The organism is Pseudoalteromonas sp. Z9A4, assembly GCF_011378845.1.
Lineage (GTDB): Bacteria > Pseudomonadota > Gammaproteobacteria > Enterobacterales > Alteromonadaceae > Pseudoalteromonas > Pseudoalteromonas arctica.
This window is the reverse complement of record NZ_WTLA01000013.1, coordinates 58609-76502: the sequence shown is the minus strand read 5'-3', so window position 1 is coordinate 76502 and position 17894 is coordinate 58609. Positions and strand designations below refer to the sequence as shown.

13 protein-coding genes are annotated in these 17894 nt (G+C 38.4%); 6 read left to right on the top strand and 7 right to left on the bottom strand.

What is annotated here, in order from left to right:
• Positions 1-38: 38 nt before the first annotated feature.
• Positions 39-836 (bottom strand): M48 family metallopeptidase, encoded by a 798-nt coding sequence (locus GQR54_RS11265; protein ID WP_166377677.1) that lies wholly within the window; start codon positions 834-836, stop codon positions 39-41.
• 197 nt (positions 837-1033) lie between these two features.
• On the opposite strand from GQR54_RS11265, the gene GQR54_RS11260 reads away from it, so the two are divergent.
• Positions 1034-2236, top strand: a complete 1203-nt coding sequence (locus tag GQR54_RS11260; protein ID WP_166377676.1) for a Bcr/CflA family efflux MFS transporter — start codon at positions 1034-1036, stop codon at positions 2234-2236.
• A 34-nt stretch (positions 2237-2270) separates the two neighbouring features.
• On the opposite strand, the gene grpE is transcribed toward GQR54_RS11260, so the two are convergent.
• Both grpE and GQR54_RS11250 read right to left on the bottom strand, forming a co-directional pair.
• Positions 2271-2882, bottom strand: a complete 612-nt coding sequence (gene grpE, locus GQR54_RS11255; RefSeq protein WP_007375833.1) for a nucleotide exchange factor GrpE — start codon at positions 2880-2882, stop codon at positions 2271-2273.
• A gap of 58 nt (positions 2883-2940) precedes the next feature.
• Complete coding sequence (locus GQR54_RS11250) at positions 2941-3906, bottom strand: HrcA family transcriptional regulator (RefSeq protein ID WP_166377675.1); 966 nt, start codon at positions 3904-3906, stop codon at positions 2941-2943.
• 154 nt (positions 3907-4060) lie between these two features.
• On the opposite strand from GQR54_RS11250, the gene nadK reads away from it, so the two are divergent.
• From nadK to GQR54_RS11230, 4 genes are all read left to right on the top strand, one after another.
• Positions 4061-4945 (top strand): NAD(+) kinase, encoded by an 885-nt coding sequence (gene nadK / locus GQR54_RS11245; protein ID WP_004335384.1) that lies wholly within the window; start codon positions 4061-4063, stop codon positions 4943-4945.
• A gap of 271 nt (positions 4946-5216) precedes the next feature.
• On the top strand, positions 5217-5774 hold the full coding sequence (locus tag GQR54_RS11240; RefSeq protein WP_166377674.1) for a hypothetical protein: 558 nt from the start codon (positions 5217-5219) through the stop codon (positions 5772-5774).
• A 75-nt stretch (positions 5775-5849) separates the two neighbouring features.
• Entirely contained in the window at positions 5850-7523 is a 1674-nt protein-coding gene (gene recN / locus GQR54_RS11235; RefSeq protein ID WP_166377673.1) for a DNA repair protein RecN, read from the top strand.
• A gap of 62 nt (positions 7524-7585) precedes the next feature.
• A complete protein-coding gene (locus GQR54_RS11230; protein ID WP_166377672.1) occupies positions 7586-7906 on the top strand; it encodes a hypothetical protein in 321 nt (106 codons plus the stop codon).
• Positions 7907-7931: 25 nt separating this feature from the next.
• Here GQR54_RS11230 and GQR54_RS11225 read toward each other — a convergent pair whose 3' ends face one another.
• On the bottom strand, positions 7932-8951 hold the full coding sequence (locus tag GQR54_RS11225) for a GGDEF domain-containing protein (RefSeq protein ID WP_346766084.1): 1020 nt from the start codon (positions 8949-8951) through the stop codon (positions 7932-7934).
• A gap of 267 nt (positions 8952-9218) precedes the next feature.
• Between GQR54_RS11225 and GQR54_RS11220 the strand changes: the two genes are divergently transcribed.
• A complete protein-coding gene (locus GQR54_RS11220) occupies positions 9219-9755 on the top strand; it encodes a hypothetical protein (protein WP_166377670.1) in 537 nt (178 codons plus the stop codon).
• A 60-nt stretch (positions 9756-9815) separates the two neighbouring features.
• Here the strand turns inward: GQR54_RS11220 and GQR54_RS11215 are convergent, their stop codons facing one another.
• The 3 genes from GQR54_RS11215 to GQR54_RS11205 form a co-directional block, all read right to left on the bottom strand.
• Positions 9816-11231, bottom strand: coding sequence for an FAD-dependent oxidoreductase (locus GQR54_RS11215; RefSeq protein WP_166377669.1), 1416 nt, complete (start codon positions 11229-11231; stop codon positions 9816-9818).
• A 9-nt stretch (positions 11232-11240) separates the two neighbouring features.
• The gene (gltB, locus tag GQR54_RS11210) at positions 11241-15698 is read right to left on the bottom strand and encodes a glutamate synthase large subunit (protein WP_166377668.1); all 4458 of its coding nucleotides are present in this window, start codon (positions 15696-15698) and stop codon (positions 11241-11243) included.
• A 643-nt stretch (positions 15699-16341) separates the two neighbouring features.
• On the bottom strand, positions 16342-17136 hold the full coding sequence (locus GQR54_RS11205; protein ID WP_166377667.1) for a 2OG-Fe dioxygenase family protein: 795 nt from the start codon (positions 17134-17136) through the stop codon (positions 16342-16344).
• Positions 17137-17894: the final 758 nt, after the last annotated feature.

Here is a 17894-nt window from a genome sequence, read left to right as displayed (position 1 = left end):
ATTACTCTCAGGGGCTTTTATTTAGTAATTAAACTAGATTACAACTTACATTGTGGGTTTTTACCCTGTGCTTTAGCTGTACTTTGCTCACTAAGTGCTTTACTCATTTGTGCTTGTAAGTCTTTAATACGACTGCTTGGCGCTGGGTGAGTTGATAAAAACTCAGGTGTTGTACCACTACTTGCTGCACTCATATTTTGCCAAAGGGTTACTGATTCTTGTGGATTAAAGCCTGCTTCCGCCATTAAATCTAAGCCAATTTCATCAGCTTCTGACTCGTGCGAACGGCTAAATGGCAAAACAACACCATACTGTGCGCCTAAGCCTAGACCCTGCATAATTTCATTACGGTATTGAATGTTACCCATTTCAAGTGCTGCACTACCAAGTTGCATACCGGTATCTAAAATAGAACTCTGTGAAACACGTTCATTAGAATGCTCAGCAATTACGTGCCCTACTTCGTGTCCAAGTACGGTTGCTAGTTGGTCTTGATTGGTGGCTATTTTTAATAAGCCCGTATGAACCCCAATGTAACCACCAGGTAGTGCAAAAGCGTTAGCAGATTCATCTTCAAATACAACTACTTCCCAATTTTGCGACGCGTATTCTTTTGGTAAGACAGCCACTACTTTTTCAGCAATGCAATTTACATATGCATTTGTTTTTGCATCTTTATTAATTGGTTGGCTTTTTTTCATATCTGCAAAACTAGCAGTGCCCATTTCACTCATTTGTTGATCTGAGTAAAGCGCTATTTGAGTGCGTCCTGTTGGTGACGTTTTACAACCGGCTAAAACGGCTGTCGCTAATACTGCAAGTACTAGTTTTTTCATGATAATTCTCTTAAGTAATGAATTTTTTATTGCTTGTAGAATAGCAAACACAGTATCAATTTAAAATATTTGCTTTATATACCTTTATATTAAAAGGATACGATAAGACGATAAACTTAGCAGGCAAACTAAGTTTATCCAAATACAATGCCCTGTTACACTATAGCCCTTGTTTTTAGTGATTGTTGAGTTTACACATGGACGCCTCAGCCTCGTCTTTTAATACCCGTATTTTATTGCCTTTATTAGCCAGTATCGTGGCGATTACTCCTTTGGCTATTGATATGTATTTGCCTGCCATGCTGGTAATTGCAAGCGATTTACAAACTAATATGCCAAATGTACAAATATCGTTGAGTATTTACTTAGCGGGTTATTCATTGGGGATGTTATTTTTTGGCCCTATTGCCGATCAAATTGGCCGCCGTAAGCTCGCACGTATTGGCTTAACCCTATTTGGCGCAAGCTCACTTGCACTCGCATTTACAACCGAAATCCATGCGTTTTGGACTCTTAGAGCAGTGCAAGCATTTACCGGAGCGGCAGCAACCGTAGTCGTACCGGGTATTATTCGCCATATTTATCAGCAAAATACAGCTAAGGGAATGTCGTATGTGTCGATGATCATGATGGTAGCACCGTTAGTAGCCCCCTCTGTTGGTTCGTTTATTTTAGGATTTTCTGTTTGGTCAACCATATTTTTGGTTCTTGCTGGATATAGCTTTTTAATATTAGCGTTTGTACAAGTGTATCTAATCGATATTCCTATTCATAAAAATGAGAAAAAAGGCCTCGCTCTGTTTTTTGACAGCTATAAAACTGTACTGAGTAATAAAGACGCACGTGCGGATATACTCAGTTCTATGTTTGTATCGTTTGGATTTTTTTGCTTTTTAACCTCAGTACCTTTTATATATTTGGATTTATATGAAGTATCAGAACAATTATTTGGTGTGTTATTTGCATTTAATGTAATGGCGCTGATGTTTGGTAACTTTTTAAATACGCGAATTGTACCAAGGCTGGGATCTCGAAAAATGCTCTATATTGGGCTTGTATGTGGGTTTTTATCGGGGCTTGCGCTGTTAACATTTAGCTTATTGCACTTATCACTTTATTATATTGTGGCTGCTATTGCGCCATTAATGATGAGCTTAGGTGTCACTGCAAGTAATGCTGATTCGCTAATATTGATGAAGTTTGAAAGAAACACAGGTACAGCAACGGCCGTAATTGGCACACTTCGTTTTGGTAGTGGTGCATTAGTTGGCCCGCTACTCGCCATTATGCATGCAAAAAGCGCAGTGCCATTTTCAAGTTTAATGTTTAGTGCTGTGTTACTCACTATGCTCGTACAGCTAATTCACTATAAAAAAGACAAAAAAAATGCCTCAATATGAGGCATTTTTATCAAAGCTAATAATCTTAAATTAATTAAGCGTCAGCAGCTTTAGAAACCATAACCATTGCAGGGCGTAATAAACGACCATTCAATGTGTAACCTTTTTGCATAACAGCAAGTACTGTATTAGGTGTTACATCGTTACTTGGTTGAATTGACATTGCTTGATGAAAATCTGGATTAAACTGCTCACCTTGTGGGTTTACAATTTCAACACCAAATTTAGAAACAGCGTCATTAAAGCTCTTAACCGTCATATCGATACCTTCAAGCAACGGCTTTAGTGTCTCATTTTCTTTATCAGAAAATTCAATAGCACGTTCAAGGTTATCAATTACAGGTAGTAATTCGTTAGCAAATTTTTCTAGTGCAAATTTATGCGCTTTTTCTACATCTTGTGCTGCACGACGACGAATATTATCTACATCTGCTGCAGCGCGAACAACACCGTCTTTTTGGTCAGCAATTGTTTGCTTTGCAGCTTCAAGTTCTGCATATAACATCGCAATTTCTGCTTCAGGGCTTTGTTCTTGTTCTGCATGCTGATCAGCGGCTTCTACTGCTGCTTCTACATCAGCCTGCATTTTAGAAATTTCTTCGTTTAATTCTACTTCTTGCTCAGGGTTTTGTGTCTGCTCAGACATAAAATACGTGCTCCAATTCTTTTCAACTGCGGTAATTATGGGGATTGAATAAAAAGATTCAAGAGTTAGATGTCTCAATTAATTTAAATTCTTGAATTATTTCTTCAATCTGCGCTGATTTAGGACAAATTATACAAAAACGGCTTTGATATTCTTGATTTTGAAAGTACGGCACGCTTATTACAATTAATTCATCGCACTCAGTAAAAGGTAATTTTTCGCTATTAAGTACCGATACACCATTTTTAAAAGCAAGCTTATCTTCTACATAATTTAAAAACGAAACACCAATATTTAAACTTTGTTCACAATCGATTTGTTTGTAAAGGTAATTTTCACCAACAACAATACTGTTATCTGAGCCTAATTTTTGGCTTAGTTGTCGCGTCCATTGATTAAGCGAATCATGACAATTTCTAGGCGCTGTATTTGCCATAGCTTGCATACGGTACAAACCTTCCATTAAGGTTTGTTGGCTAAATACAGTATTCAACCACGTGGCAAATTGATAACGAACAGAGTCTGACGAATCATGAGGTTTATCAATACAAATATTGTGACTCTGCCCTGCCCTATCTATTAATAAAATAAGCCAGTCGGTAGAATCAAAATCAAGTACTTCTACTCTAAACACTTGCTGTGAACTGGCTTGAGGTAAACCAACACAACAACACACTTGATATTTCTGGCTCAAGCCATGCGCTAGCTCAACGAGTTGTGACTGCTGTGGTTGCCAATAATTAGCAATATCAGCAAGCACAAAAAATTCGTCAAACCAATAATCAAACCCTTCATTTGTCGGCACTCGCCCTGCAGATGTATGAGGTGAATACAATAAGCCCACTTTTTCTAAGCGAGCCATAGCATTACGAACTGTAGCCGAACACACTGCCATGCCTTTGAGCTTGGCAATTTTTGTTGATGGAACAGGCAAGCCTTCACCATTACAGTACATGTTCATAACAGCTGAAAAAATTTGCTGATCTCGTGGGTTTAGTTTCATGGTATCTACATCTTGTTGCATGAAAGAGATATCGGGGCGTTTAGTTCTTTTTCAAGTCGTGCAGCTAACTCACTGCGAATAAAATTGAAGGTTTATAATATTGCTATAATCTGTATTTTCAAACACTTCTGTTTTGAGTTACTCTACTATTATTAAATCTCTTTGTGCGTACATTATGGACTCTCCTTTTAACACCATAGGCCTAATTGGCAAACCTAATCACCCGGGAGCAGCGGCTACTCTGCAGCGTTTACATACCTTTTTACTTGCGCTTGGCTTTGAGGTAATAGTAGAAAAACGTACAGGGAGTCAGTTAGACGATATTCCGCATGACAAACTTGTTAAGTTAGTCGACTTAGGTGAACAAGCCGATTTAGCCATTGTTGTAGGTGGTGACGGTAACATGCTTGGCGCAGCACGCGTACTTGCGCGCTTTAACATTGCTGTAATTGGTGTAAATAGAGGCAACCTTGGCTTTTTAACTGATTTAAACCCTGAAGGGTTTGAAGCGAGCTTAGAGCAAGTACTCAGTGGTGAATACCTTGAAGAAAAACGTTTTTTATTAGAAGTAGAAGTATATCGCCACAACGAATTAAAGAGTGCAAACTCAGCCGTTAACGAAGCGGTACTTCATGCTGATAAAGTAGCGCACATGATTGAATTTGAAGCTTTTATAAATAATGACTTTGTGTTTTCTCAGCGCTCTGACGGTTTAATAGTATCAACCCCGACAGGCTCTACGGCTTATTCACTTTCAGGTGGCGGTCCAATATTAACGCCAGAACTAAATGCAATATCGTTAGTACCTATGTTTCCTCATACCTTATCTAGTAGACCTTTAGTGGTAGATGCCGATAATGAAGTTCGTTTAAAGCTAAGCCTAGAAAATACAGATAGCCTACAGGTAAGTTGCGACAGCCATGTCGTGCTTGCCGTATTACCCGGCGATGAGGTAGTAATTAAAAAAGCCGATAAACAATTGCGCTTAATTCATCCAAAAAATTACTCTTACTACAACGTTTTACGTACAAAACTAAATTGGGGTAGTCGTTTATATTAGACTTCTTCAACAAGCTCGGTGGCCGGCTTATATTTAGACAGTCAACATAAAGATAATCGTCTCCGAAAAATAGTTAGCAGCACATGCTTACCGTTAAACCGATTACTGATGGGCACCGCGCTATTTACGTTATGCCTAATATGAAGAGAAAATACACAACGAAAAATTCAACCTGAAATGCAAATTCCTCTAACTTTATTGCCAAAAGTTAAGCAATAGAGCAAAATGCTGACTTAAAAACAATAATGAACTGTTTCCGGAACAAATAGCAATGGCTTATGCCGTATTCTTTGCTTTACTACTATTAATTACACTTTTAGCTAGTTATATAAAAATCGAAAGTAATCGTAAAAAGGTAATCGAAGCAAAAAGAAAACTCTTTCATGAACGTGCTACTCACGTGAACCTCAACCTTAAAGCAAAGCTTAATGAATTGCTGGATGCTAAATTGATTCGTCCTAAATACATTTCTCGCATCCAAGCTATTGTAAATAATTTTTTTGTTGTTCAAACATATACAGAAGAAAACTTACAGCGGCTTGAAGATACAACAAGGTTACTAATAAATACTTTATCTAATGAGTTAATTAAAACTAATCAAACAAGCTTTATTCAGCCATTAATTGATAACATGGAGCGTTTTGTAGCAGAACTACCTCAGCAAGGAATCCACTATAATAGAGAGTTTTATATAAATACATTACCTATGCTGATAGCTCTGCTTGAATCCAAAAGTTACACGCAACCCTTTGATATTGATAAAAACAATAAAAATAACTTGCATATAATCTCCGATACAACATTAAACCATGATGTAAGCGTTGTGTAGATAATAAAAATTTAATTTGCAAAAATCGAAAACACTGTATAAATTAACAGTTAATTGACTGGATGGATAAACAGTATGTTAATTGGTTTAGAAGTTAAAAATTTTGCAATCGTAAGTAATTTAAGCACTGAATGGTGCAGTGGAATGACCGCGATCACAGGTGAGACTGGTGCTGGTAAGTCTATTGCTATTGACGCCCTATCGCTATGCTTAGGTGAGCGCGCTGAAGCGTCAGCAGTTCGCCCAAGCTCTGATAAAGCAGAAGTATGTGCACAATTTGACTTAACAGATCTACCACTTGCTCAAGCATTTTTAGAGCAACATATGCTAAGCACTTCTGACAACGAGTGCTTGTTACGTCGTGTTGTCTGCAAAAATGGCCGTAGTAAAAGCTACATTAATGGTAGCGCGGTTACTGCATCACAATTAAAAGAACTTGGTCAATATTTAATATCTATTCATGGACAACATGCCCACCAACATTTATTGAAAGCTGAGCATCAGTTACAGCTTTTAGATGCCTATGCAGGGCATCACCACTTAGTAAACTCAGTAAATAAAAACTATAAACTGTTTGCTAACTTACAAAAAGAATTTAAACACTTAGAACAACAACAGCAACAACAAGCAGCGCAAAAACAATTGTTAGAGTATCAAGTTGCTGAGCTTGATGAGTTTGCGTTACAAGAAAATGAGTTTGATTTAATTGAGGTTGAGCATTACAAACTTAGTAATAGCCAAACGATATTAGAATCGTGCCAACGTGAGTTACAACACTTGTATGAAAGTGATGAGCAAAATGCTTGTTCTTTACTGCAACACAGTGCTCAACAATTTACTGAGCTGGCTCAATACGACGAGAGCTTAGCAAGCGTCGCCGCACTGCTTAGCGAAGCCGCTGTGCAAGTTGAAGAAGCAAGCCGAGAAGTTAGAAACTATACTGAGCAAGCAGATTTAGACCCGGCCCGCTTAGTTGAAGTAGAGAATAGGCTAAGTGGTGCGATGGATTTAGCGCGTAAGCATCATATAAAACCACAGCAGTTGGTTGAGTTTCATCAATCGATTGCTCAAGAGCTTGAATCAATAAGTAATAATAGTAATCGTCTGGAGCAACTTGAGTCAGAAATAGAAAACGCGTTAATTAGCTATAAGCAAACTGCTGATGAATTAAGTAAAAGCCGCTGCGAGTATGCCAATACACTTAACACACTAATAAGTGAAAGCATGGCTAATTTATCAATGGAAAACGGCGTATTTGAAATAGCCCTAACTCAAGAGAGTAATCGTACACCAAACAGCTTAGGCTTTGATACCGTGTCGTTTTTAGTATCAACTAATCCGGGGCAGCCACTTCAGCCATTAGCTAAAGTAGCATCTGGTGGTGAGCTTTCTCGTATAAGTCTTGCTATACAGGTAATTATTGCCCAAAAAGTAACAACCCCAACTCTTATTTTTGATGAAGTTGATGTAGGTATTTCTGGCCCAACGGCATCTGCTGTAGGTAAGTTATTACGTCAATTAGGTAAGTCGACTCAAGTGATTTGCGTTACTCATTTACCGCAAGTTGCCAGTAGTGCACATCAGCAATTTTTTGTAGCTAAAGAAATAGCACAAGGCGAAACGTTTACTCATATGCTGCCTTTAAATAAAGATGGCCGTATTAATGAAATAGCCCGTTTACTTGGCGGCGACAATATAAGCAAAACAGCTAAAGCAAATGCTAAAGAACTAATAATGGCTCACGCTTAAAGTATAATATTGTTACTGGCTAACTTACTTTTGTTTCTCAGTAATTACTAAGGATGAATAAAATGCAAGATAATATACTTTTCATATGTTTAGGTGTGAGTTGGTTATTATTAGTAATAAGTATTGTTTTTACATTGTTTAGCCGTTTTAAACACACTAAATTTAAACAACATTTATTTCGTTTTTTAAATTTGGTTTTTATAGTACAAGTATTGGTAGGTACATTATTTGCAGTCAGTGTTCCAGATAATACTGGTAATATAAGTAGAAGTTACTGGATTCTTTTAGCTATACAAGTGCTCTGTATTTTGTTTTGCTATATAAGTGTAAAACGTCGTACAGCTAGAATAAGGCCATCTCTGGAATTCTTTTCTATGGATTAATGTTAGCTATAGAATAAAATCATTGTTAAGAGCAAGTTCTGTTTTTTCCTTGCTCTTTTGCTTTATAAAGTAGTTCATCAGCACACTTAATATCAAGGTCGATAGATCGCTCAGCATTTGCTGATGTGATACCAATACTTAGCGTTATATTTATACTATCTGATAATAAGCTTACAGCTGAAATTTTAAGGAGGTTATGAATTTTTTCTGCAATTTGTTCCCCCTCATCAACTGTTGCATTTGGAATAACAATTAAAAACTCTTCACCGCCCCAACGTGATGCAATCGCATTTTGCGGGATACTTTTCTCAAACGCTTTAGCTAAATGAATAAGTGCTTCATCGCCAAAATCATGACCGTATTGATCATTGATTTTTTTAAAATTATCTACATCAGCTAATAAAATTACAAACGGAATATTATTATTTTTAAGCTCATTTTTAAAAGTCACAAGCTTATTCATAGTAAAACGACGGTTTGGCAGGTTAGTAAGTGGATCTATAGTTGCTAAAAATTCATTTTTTTGACTTAAAGCAATTATTTTACTGCTGTATTTTTCTTTTGAGAATTCATAATAGCCGCTCAGTGATGCGACAATTATAAAAGCAAGGAGAATTCTAATTGGGAATTGTTCCGGGCTATAGTCATATATATTAAATGTATCAGCACAATAAAAACCTAAAATAATCGCCAATAAAAATAAAACGATATCAAAAGTCCCACGCTTAAGTCCGCGTATTGAATAAGTAACGGGAGACACTATAAATATCCATATAGGCCCTGTCCCTTGCGCTCCACCAGTAAGGACCAAATAAAACATGAGTGCATATAGGTTATATAAAATTACAGTTGCTGACTTCTCTAGACCTCTAGCTATATTAAATGCAGACACATAAACAAACGAAGAAACAACCAAAGTAAACGCTAATAAGTAGCCGCTATTAATAAATGCCAAGCTAGCCATCGAAAACGTTGCTATAAAGCCTATTGAAGAGAAAAATCGAACAATGAGCTTCCTTTCTGAATTGTTTGAGTATTCGTACATAATTTCTATTTATTTTATTTGTATATAAAAGCCAACTTATAGATAAAAAGTAAGCAAACCGTAAACAGCGTGCAATAATGAACCTAGTTTATATTTAAATCAACTACTAATATTCATTATGTAGGGTTGATAAAAATTCATATTTTAGTCATTATTTACCTTTATCAGGGATGAACACGGTTATTGCAATGTAAGATTCCATGATGCTAATACGCTTTATTGAAAGTAATGAGGCCCAGGATAAAATAATAACGTTAAGGATTAAAAATGAATAAACTTGCTTTTCTTGTTCCTGCACTAGTAGTACTGAGTGGCTGTAAAAGTAATGATATAACTCGCGCAGTTAAAGATGGTATTAACGGAGCAGTAAATAGTGTGTCTAGCTCTAGCAACCAATCAATTAGTTCCTCAAATCAAAGTGCTTATACAGCGACGCAAACAAAAGTTTTAGCGTATAAAGCAACTAAAGAATCTAGAAACTTTGGTCAGATCTCGTTAGCAAGCACTGCTGAAAATCCAAAAAAGCAAACTAGAGTAGCTATAAATAGATGTTTACATCCTCGTGTAGGTGAAGTGAAATGTAAAGCTTATATGTATGAGATTAGCCCTCAAGGCTGGTTAATAGATGCCCAAAGCAACCGTATTTGGCTCGAAACAAGAACAACCCACTATGACAAGGTAGTTCCTTCTGGTAGTTACTATATGAAGGTAAGAACGGAAGGTGTTGCTAAAGAAAGCTATGCAACAGGTGATATTAATATAGTCCCATTTGTCACCAATTACGTTGACATTACATTCGAATAAAACAAATGAAAAAGCAAGCCACTTGGCTTGCTTCAAGTATCATTTTGCCAATACAAACAATTAAACTTTTAAGTAATCCATAATACCTTCTGCAGCGTTACGTCCTTCAAAAATAGCAGTTACCACTAAATCTGAACCACGTACAATGTCGCCACCTGCAAATATTTTAGGATTAGTTGTTTGATGTGTAAACTCACCTTGCTCTGGTGCGTTAATACCGCCCCAGTTGTTTATTTCTACATCGTATTTTTCTAACCAGTCCATTTTATGAGGCTGGAAACCAAACGCCATAATAACTTGGTCAGCTTCGATAACATGTTCAGAACCAGGTACTTCTTCAGCACGGCTTCTGCCTTTTGCGTCAGGTTCGCCTAATTTAGTTTTAACCATTTTAACGCCGGTCACTTTACCTTTATCGTTCAATACAATGCCTTTAGGCTGAACGTTATACGTAAATATCACGCCTTCTTCTTTCGCGTTTTTAACTTCGCGTTTAGAGCCTGGCATATTTTCTTTATCACGACGATAAGCACACGTTACTTTTGCAGCATTTTGTCGAATAGACGTACGCACACAGTCCATCGCTGTATCACCACCGCCAAGTACAACTACTTTTTGATTAGCCATATCAATACACGGTTGTTTTTTCTCGTCGTAGCCCATTACACGATTCGTGTTACCAATCAAAAACGGCAATGCATCGTGAACACCCGCCGCATCTTCGTTTTCAAGGCCTGCACGCATACTCTGATACGTACCAACCCCTAAAAACACTGCGTCGTAATCAGCTAAAATTTGATCAAGTGTAATATCAACACCTACTTCAACATTTAACTTAAATTCTACGCCCATTTCAGTGAAAATTTCACGGCGCTTTTGCATTACTGATTTTTCAAGTTTAAAAGAAGGAATACCAAATGTGAGTAGTCCACCTATTTCAGGGTGACGATCAAACACTACTGGTTTAACGCCGTTACGCACCAAAATATCAGCACATCCTAGACCTGCAGGGCCTGCACCAATAATGGCTACTTTTTTGTCAGTCCATGTTACATAAGACATATCAGGCTTCCAGCCCATTTTAAATGCCTCATCAGTAATGTATTTTTCAATATTACCAATTGTAACAGCACCAAACTCTTCATCGAGCGTACACGAGCCTTCACACAAGCGGTCTTGTGGGCAAACACGCCCACAAACCTCTGGTAAGCTATTTGTACGATGAGAAAGCTCAGCCGCCTCTATAATACGGCCCGTGCGTATTAACTTTAACCATTGTGGAATGTAGTTATGTACTGGACATTTCCACTCACAGTATGGGTTACCACAATCTAAACAACGGTCAGCTTGTGAGTTAACCTGATTCTCTGAAAAGGGTTCGTAAATTTCTACGAAAGATTTTTTACGTGACGAGATTGGTTTTTTGCGTGGGTCTACACGCTGCACGTCTATAAATTGATATACATTTTCGCTCATACTGCCCCCTTATTGCGCCTGAACACGTAGTTCGGCACTACTGCGAGCGCGATGCCCGAGTAAACTTTTTACGTCGCTTGATATTGGTTTTACTAATTTGAACATCGGTAAGTACAATTCAAAGTTAGCTAAAATGCTTTCTGCTCGGCACGAACCCGTAAGCTCTAAATGCTCAGCAATTAAGCCGCGTAAATGTTCTTGATGCGACGTTAATTCGTCTAGTGTTACTATTTCGACAAGCTCTGGATTAATGCGTTTTTCAAAATCATTTCGCTCATCTAAAATATAAGCAAAACCACCTGTCATACCCGCGCCAAAGTTAACACCTACATTGCCCAGTACACATACAACGCCACCGGTCATGTATTCACAACAGTTGTCACCTACACCTTCAACAACCGCTTGCACACCTGAGTTACGTACTGCAAAACGTTCGCCTGCACAACCTGCAGCAAACAGTTTGCCGCCTGTTGCACCGTATAAACATGTGTTGCCTGCAATTGTGGCTTTGTGGCTTTCGAACGACGAGCCAAGTGGTGGACGAATAACTAGCTTACCGCCCGCCATACCTTTACCTACGTAATCGTTTGCATCGCCAACCAGTGTCATTTCAAGGCCGCCGGCATTCCAAACACCAAATGATTGACCCGCAGTACCGTGTAGCTCAATTGCTACAGGGTCAGCCGCCATACCTTGATTGCCATATTTATCGGCAATATAGCCAGAAAGCATTGCACCCACCGATCTGTCCGTATTACAAATACGACTTACTAGTGAAATACCGCTTGAAGCATCAATTGCTTCTTGCGCCTTAGCAAGTAGGCTCTCATTAAGTTTTCCTAAATAATGCGAGCTATTAGGCGCACTGCAATAAAGTGTTTCACCTGTTGGGTTATTAGGCTGAGCAATTACAGACGATAAATCAATTTTCTTCTGTTTTGCTGTTTTGCCTTCAATTGCTTCAAGCAAATCTAAACGACCGATTAAATCAGTTAAGTTTACAACACCTAAGCTTGCCATGATTTCACGTGCTTCTTGCGCTATAAACTTAAAGTAGTTCATCGCCATTTCTGGTAAGCCGTGGTAATGCTTTTGACGAAGTGTTTCGTCTTGTGTAGCAACACCGGTCGCACAGTTATTTAAGTGGCAAATACGTAGGTATTTACAACCAAGCGCAACCATTGGGCCGGTACCAAAGCCAAAACTTTCTGCACCTAAAATTGCCGCTTTAATTATATCTAAACCTGTTTTTAAGCCACCATCTGTTTGTAGGCGAATACGGTGACGAAGGCCATTTTCAACAAGAGCTTGCTGTGTTTCGGCAAGTCCTAGCTCCCACGGGCTACCTGCATACTTAACAGAAGTAAGTGGGCTTGCGCCTGTACCACCGTCGTAGCCAGAAATAGTGATTAAATCGGCATACGCTTTAGCAACACCTGTCGCAATGGTTCCTACGCCTGGTTCTGAAACCAGTTTTACAGAAATAAGTGCTTTAGGGTTTACTTGTTTTAAATCGAAAATTAGCTGTGCTAAATCTTCAATTGAGTAAATATCGTGATGTGGTGGTGGCGAAATTAACGTAACACCTGGTACCGAATAACGAAGCTTAGCAATATATGGGGTTACTTTTTCACCCGGTAATTGACCGCCTTCGCCTGGTTTTGCACCTTGCGCTACTTTAATTTGGATAACATCGGCGCTACGTAAGTAATGAGGCGTTACGCCAAATCGACCTGAAGCGACTTGCTTAATACGCGAGTTTTTCTCGGTACCATAACGTAGTTTGTCTTCGCCGCCTTCACCAGAGTTTGAACAACCACCTAAGCGGTTCATTGCAATTGCTAGCGCCTCATGCGCTTCTGGAGATAGTGCACCAATACTCATTGCTGCTGAATCGAAACGCTTGTATAGGTTTTCTGCAGGCTCTACATCATCGATGCTAATGCCTTGCTCTGGAATTTTAAGCGCAAGCATGTCACGTAAAGTGGCAATAGGACGCGTATTAACAAGTTTTGCATATTCACTGTAATCACTGTATTCACCAGAACGAACTGCTTTTTGCAGGGTTTGGATTACATCAGGATTATAAGCATGATACTCGCCGCCATGTACGTACTTAAACAAGCCGCCGTGGCTTAATAATTTACGCTTACTTAGAGCGAGTTTGTGTAAGCTTTGCTGATCGTCATCAAAGTCGGTAAAGCATGCGCCCTGTATGCGACTTGCCACACCTTTAAAGCACATTTGTACAATAGCGTCAGATAAACCAACCGCTTCAAACAACATTGAGCAACGATATGACGCAACCGTACTTATGCCCATTTTAGACATGATTTTGTATAAGCCCTTGTTAATGGCTTTACGGTAAGCAAGAGTTACTTCGCAATACGACTTATTAATAATTTTGCTGTCGCTCATCGCAACTAACGATTCATACGCAAGGTATGGATAAATTGCCGTAGCACCAAAGCCTAATAACACAGCAAACTGGTGCGCATCACGCACGCTACCAGTTTCAATGATAATGTTTGATTCACAGCGAAGATTGTTATCAACTAATCGTTTTTGTACCGCACCTACAGCCATAGCTGCTGGAATCGGCAAATTTGCTTCATCAAAGTTACGGTCAGTTAAAATAAGCATGATACAACCAGCGGCTGCTTTTTCTTGTGCTTGGTCACAAATACGCGTTACCGCATTTTCTAAACCTTCTTCAACTGTGTAGGTAATATCAATTTTACAGTAGCTGTAATGCGCTTCATCAGCATTTAATAGCTGCTGCATGTCTGCGTACATTAAAATTGGCGTATCAAACTGTAGGCGCTTAGCGTGGCCTGTTGTTTCGTTAAATACATTTTGCTCGCTACCAATACATGTCGCAAGCGACATTACATGGTTTTCACGCAGTGGATCGATAGGTGGATTTGTTACTTGCGCAAATTTTTGGCGGAAGTAATCATACAACGACCGATGCCCTTCACTAAGCACAGCAAATGGTGTGTCATCACCCATTGAGCCGGTTGCTTCTTGGCCGTTTTCACCCATTACACGAATAACGCTATCAAGCTCTTCGTTGGTATAACCAAACATTTTTTGATATTTAACTAACGTTTCGTCATCAAATGAGCGATTACCGGCGTCTTGCTCAGTAAGTTCTTCAAATGGAACTAAACGCTTAACGTTTTCTTCAAGCCATGACTTGTAAGGGTGGCGAGATTTTAAATCTTGATCGATTTCATCTGAGTGCCAAATTTTGCCAAGCTTAGTATCAATAACTAATAATTCACCTGGACCAACACGGCCTTTTTCAACTACTTCATCGGCAGTGTAATCCCAAATACCCACTTCTGATGCAAGCGTAATAAAGCCATCTTGTGTAATTACATAACGCGCTGGGCGAAGTCCATTACGGTCAAGGTTACAAGCCGCAAAACGACCATCCGACATAACAATACCTGCCGGGCCATCCCATGGTTCCATATGCATAGAGTTAAAGTCGTAAAATGCACGTAAATCGTCGTCCATTGCACGGTTTTTCTGCCATGCAGGTGGTACGAGCATACGCATAGCGCGGAATAAATCCATGCCACCAGCTAAAAATAGTTCAAGCATATTATCTAGGCTTGATGAATCAGAACCGGTTTCGTTTACAAACGGCGCTGCGCTTTGTAAATCAGGAATAAGCGGTGACGCAAACTTGTATGAACGTGCGCGTGCCCACTGGCGATTACCTTCAATAGTATTAATTTCACCATTGTGTGCTAAATAGCGGAAAGGTTGAGCTAAAGGCCAACGCGGCTGAGTATTAGTAGAAAAGCGTTGATGGAAAACACAAATCGCACTCGTCATACGAATATCAGCTAAATCCAGGTAAAAATTTGGTAAATCTGCAGGCATCATTAAGCCTTTATAGATAGTTACCAAACCAGATAGACTTGCAATATAGAAAGCTTCGTCATCAACAATGCGCTTTTCAGCGCGGCGGCGTGCTACATATAAGCGACGCTCTAAGTCTTTAGAACGCCAACCTTCTGGCGCGCTAACAAAAATTTGTTCAAAACCTGGTAATTGCTGTACAGCAATAGGACCCAACATAGATGGGTCGGTTGGCACAACGCGCCAACCTAAAATATTTAACGTTTCTTTTTCTAATTCTTCGCTAAGTATTTGTTTTGCAGCCTGTGCTAAGACAGGGTCTGAATTTAAAAATATCATTCCCACTGCGTAGTTTTTGCCTAAGTGCCAGTTATGTTCACTAGCAATAGCACGGAAAAAGCTATCTGGTTTTTGTAATAATAAACCACAGCCATCACCTGTTTTACCATCGGCAGATATACCACCACGGTGCTGCATGCGATCCAGCCCTGTAATAGCAGTACGTATAAGCCTATGACTAGCCTGGCCATTAACTTGGGCAATTAAGCCAAAGCCACAATTTTCTTTTTCTAACTTTGAGTCGTATAACATAGACCCCTCCCCTTGCTGCACTGTTAGCGTGGATGAACTGCTCGACGATTTGCTAACAGACGGACAAAACTAGCCTCTATCTTAAATAGAGTCAATAGCACTTTGAATACATATTCACATTCTTGAATATTTCTCACTTCATAGCAAGATTTCTTTTTATCATTATTTTTAACATTTAGCGTTATTTTAACCACTATTTTTTCATGACACTGGTGTCAAGTTTAACATATTGTAAAAACAAGAGCCTTCATAGTGACAGCTTACGTAAACGTAAAGCAGGGCGTAAGTGAATAAGTATTCAATTACAGATAAGCTATTCAGTTAACATTTAGATAGTTTTATTCTCTTTTTGTAAATTTTAGGTTTAACCTCCCCCTATTTTGATGATGATGAGTATAGTTACTGTAATTTGCGGCATTTTTAATCTATTAATAATAAATTTTTATTTACTAAGTAAATTTAAAAAGTTCAGCTATAGCCCTAAATTCATATTAAAAATAAATTTCAATTATTTAACACACAAATCTAAGTTGAGATATTATTCACATGACCAATATGCTATTTAAATAGTGTATCCCTATTAATAGAAATACACTATTTAGAGATCGTTAGCTTAGCTTTACTAGCCAACTTTACTAACTTTTTAACTAACTTGATTAAGCACAACATCTGGGAAATATTGGCGTAATATCTTATTTTGGAAAGAGTCGTTGAAACGGCAATTTATAATAATAACAAACCGTTCAAAAGGGATATCATCTTTTAAAGGCTTTATAGATGATACATTATGAAAGACTTCATTATCTCTAATGTGCATTATTTCACCCGGTACTAAGGTTGTGTGGGTTATTTTACGCTGTCCAGCTTTATCCTCATAAAGCGTATTCTCCCCTCCAGTTACATTCTCTCTGCTTACCACCAGTATGCTTAAAAAATGACTACCATCTTGGTGAGTGCCTTGACCTTGAAGAGGATCAATCGACGTCGCCCCTTTTATACCATTTATCTGTATTAAAATTGGTTCTTTGGGATTAATACCCCAAAGCGCAGCCCATGCTTTTACAAATGATTGCACATCATTTCGCGCTAAAAAACCCCTATCTAAAGCCGGATAATACCGTAATTTGTCTGCCATTGTTTGTGCATCATTATAGCTTCCACCTTGCGCCATAGGGCAACCATCAAGGGTATTAATTTCGCCTGATTGATCCAAGTAAATCCACGACATCCTCTTCCACCGCGCGTCAACATAACTATCTCTCGGTAAGTCTTCTAGGTAACGTTGCCATTCAGCTAAGTTAATATGCTCATTGATATCTACTTTACTCCAACTTCTTTGCAAAATATCTTGGGTTACATGTTGTGGCCAGTATGAGTAATAGTTCGGTAGAGGTTGTACACTTGTTACTCTTACGTGTTCGTAATTAATGTTTTTCATTTTTTCCCACTTATATAGATGACAAGCAACATTGCTTATCTAAAGTTCACAGTGTTAACTTAAAATTAACGCTGTGAATTTTATTACATAAAAGGTACAAAAAATAAAAAACGACAGTAAAGCGGTAAGATCTGATGTTCTGCGTGGGTTAAAATTCATTCAATTAAAGCACTGTTTCGTTTGTCAAAATATTTATTCAAGCAGGTATAAGAAGTTGATAAAAAATAAGTTGTATATAGATAGTTATGCAAAGCATCATATACCGAAACCACCTAGAGATGCAGAGCGCAGCGTCTCACAGGGGCTTAATATCAAGGTGATCCTTTTAAGAAGCAAAACGCCGAAAGTAAGTGCCTGTGAAACGCCAAAGGATTGGTGTTAAAACTTACACTTTGAGTGTGGTTTGGGTATAGATGAAATTGATACTAAGCGTGTTATTCTTGTAATAGTGAATTTTATTTACTAACCTAACTGCAACGGACACTATTTATGTCCGCGTACATATTAATAATCTCGAAAAAATAAAACCGTCTGAATTTCAATACTTTAATAATTGGCACGCTACCAGAGCGTGTTGTTCTTTGTGGATTGGAGTTTGTTCAATCAAGGGGCGATTTAATTGCGGCGTAAGGCTTGTAACCAAGTGGGCTAAGTAAAGGTTTATAGTAAAAATTATAGTGCTGGTAATACCTCATTTATAAAAACAACAAAGCCACTTAAAAAGTGGCTTTGTGTTTAAAGAGCTTAATAACCTGATA

Excerpts from the sequence above, each read along its gene's own strand:
- grpE (WP_007375833.1), bottom strand. The coding sequence starts at position 2,882 with ATGTCTGAGCAGACACAAAACCCTGAGCAAGAAGTAGAATTAAACGAA.
- gltB (WP_166377668.1), bottom strand. The coding sequence starts at position 15,698 with ATGTTATACGACTCAAAGTTAGAAAAAGAAAATTGTGGCTTTGGCTTA.
- GQR54_RS11250 (WP_166377675.1), bottom strand. The coding sequence starts at position 3,906 with ATGCAACAAGATGTAGATACCATGAAACTAAACCCACGAGATCAGCAA.
- GQR54_RS11225 (WP_346766084.1), bottom strand. The coding sequence starts at position 8,951 with ATGTACGAATACTCAAACAATTCAGAAAGGAAGCTCATTGTTCGATTT.
- GQR54_RS11220 (WP_166377670.1), top strand. The coding sequence starts at position 9,219 with ATGAATAAACTTGCTTTTCTTGTTCCTGCACTAGTAGTACTGAGTGGC.
- GQR54_RS11265 (WP_166377677.1), bottom strand. The coding sequence starts at position 836 with ATGAAAAAACTAGTACTTGCAGTATTAGCGACAGCCGTTTTAGCCGGT.
- GQR54_RS11260 (WP_166377676.1), top strand. The coding sequence starts at position 1,034 with ATGGACGCCTCAGCCTCGTCTTTTAATACCCGTATTTTATTGCCTTTA.
- recN (WP_166377673.1), top strand. The coding sequence starts at position 5,850 with ATGTTAATTGGTTTAGAAGTTAAAAATTTTGCAATCGTAAGTAATTTA.
- GQR54_RS11230 (WP_166377672.1), top strand. The coding sequence starts at position 7,586 with ATGCAAGATAATATACTTTTCATATGTTTAGGTGTGAGTTGGTTATTA.
- nadK (WP_004335384.1), top strand. The coding sequence starts at position 4,061 with ATGGACTCTCCTTTTAACACCATAGGCCTAATTGGCAAACCTAATCAC.
- GQR54_RS11215 (WP_166377669.1), bottom strand. The coding sequence starts at position 11,231 with ATGAGCGAAAATGTATATCAATTTATAGACGTGCAGCGTGTAGACCCA.
- GQR54_RS11240 (WP_166377674.1), top strand. The coding sequence starts at position 5,217 with ATGGCTTATGCCGTATTCTTTGCTTTACTACTATTAATTACACTTTTA.
- GQR54_RS11205 (WP_166377667.1), bottom strand. The coding sequence starts at position 17,136 with ATGAAAAACATTAATTACGAACACGTAAGAGTAACAAGTGTACAACCT.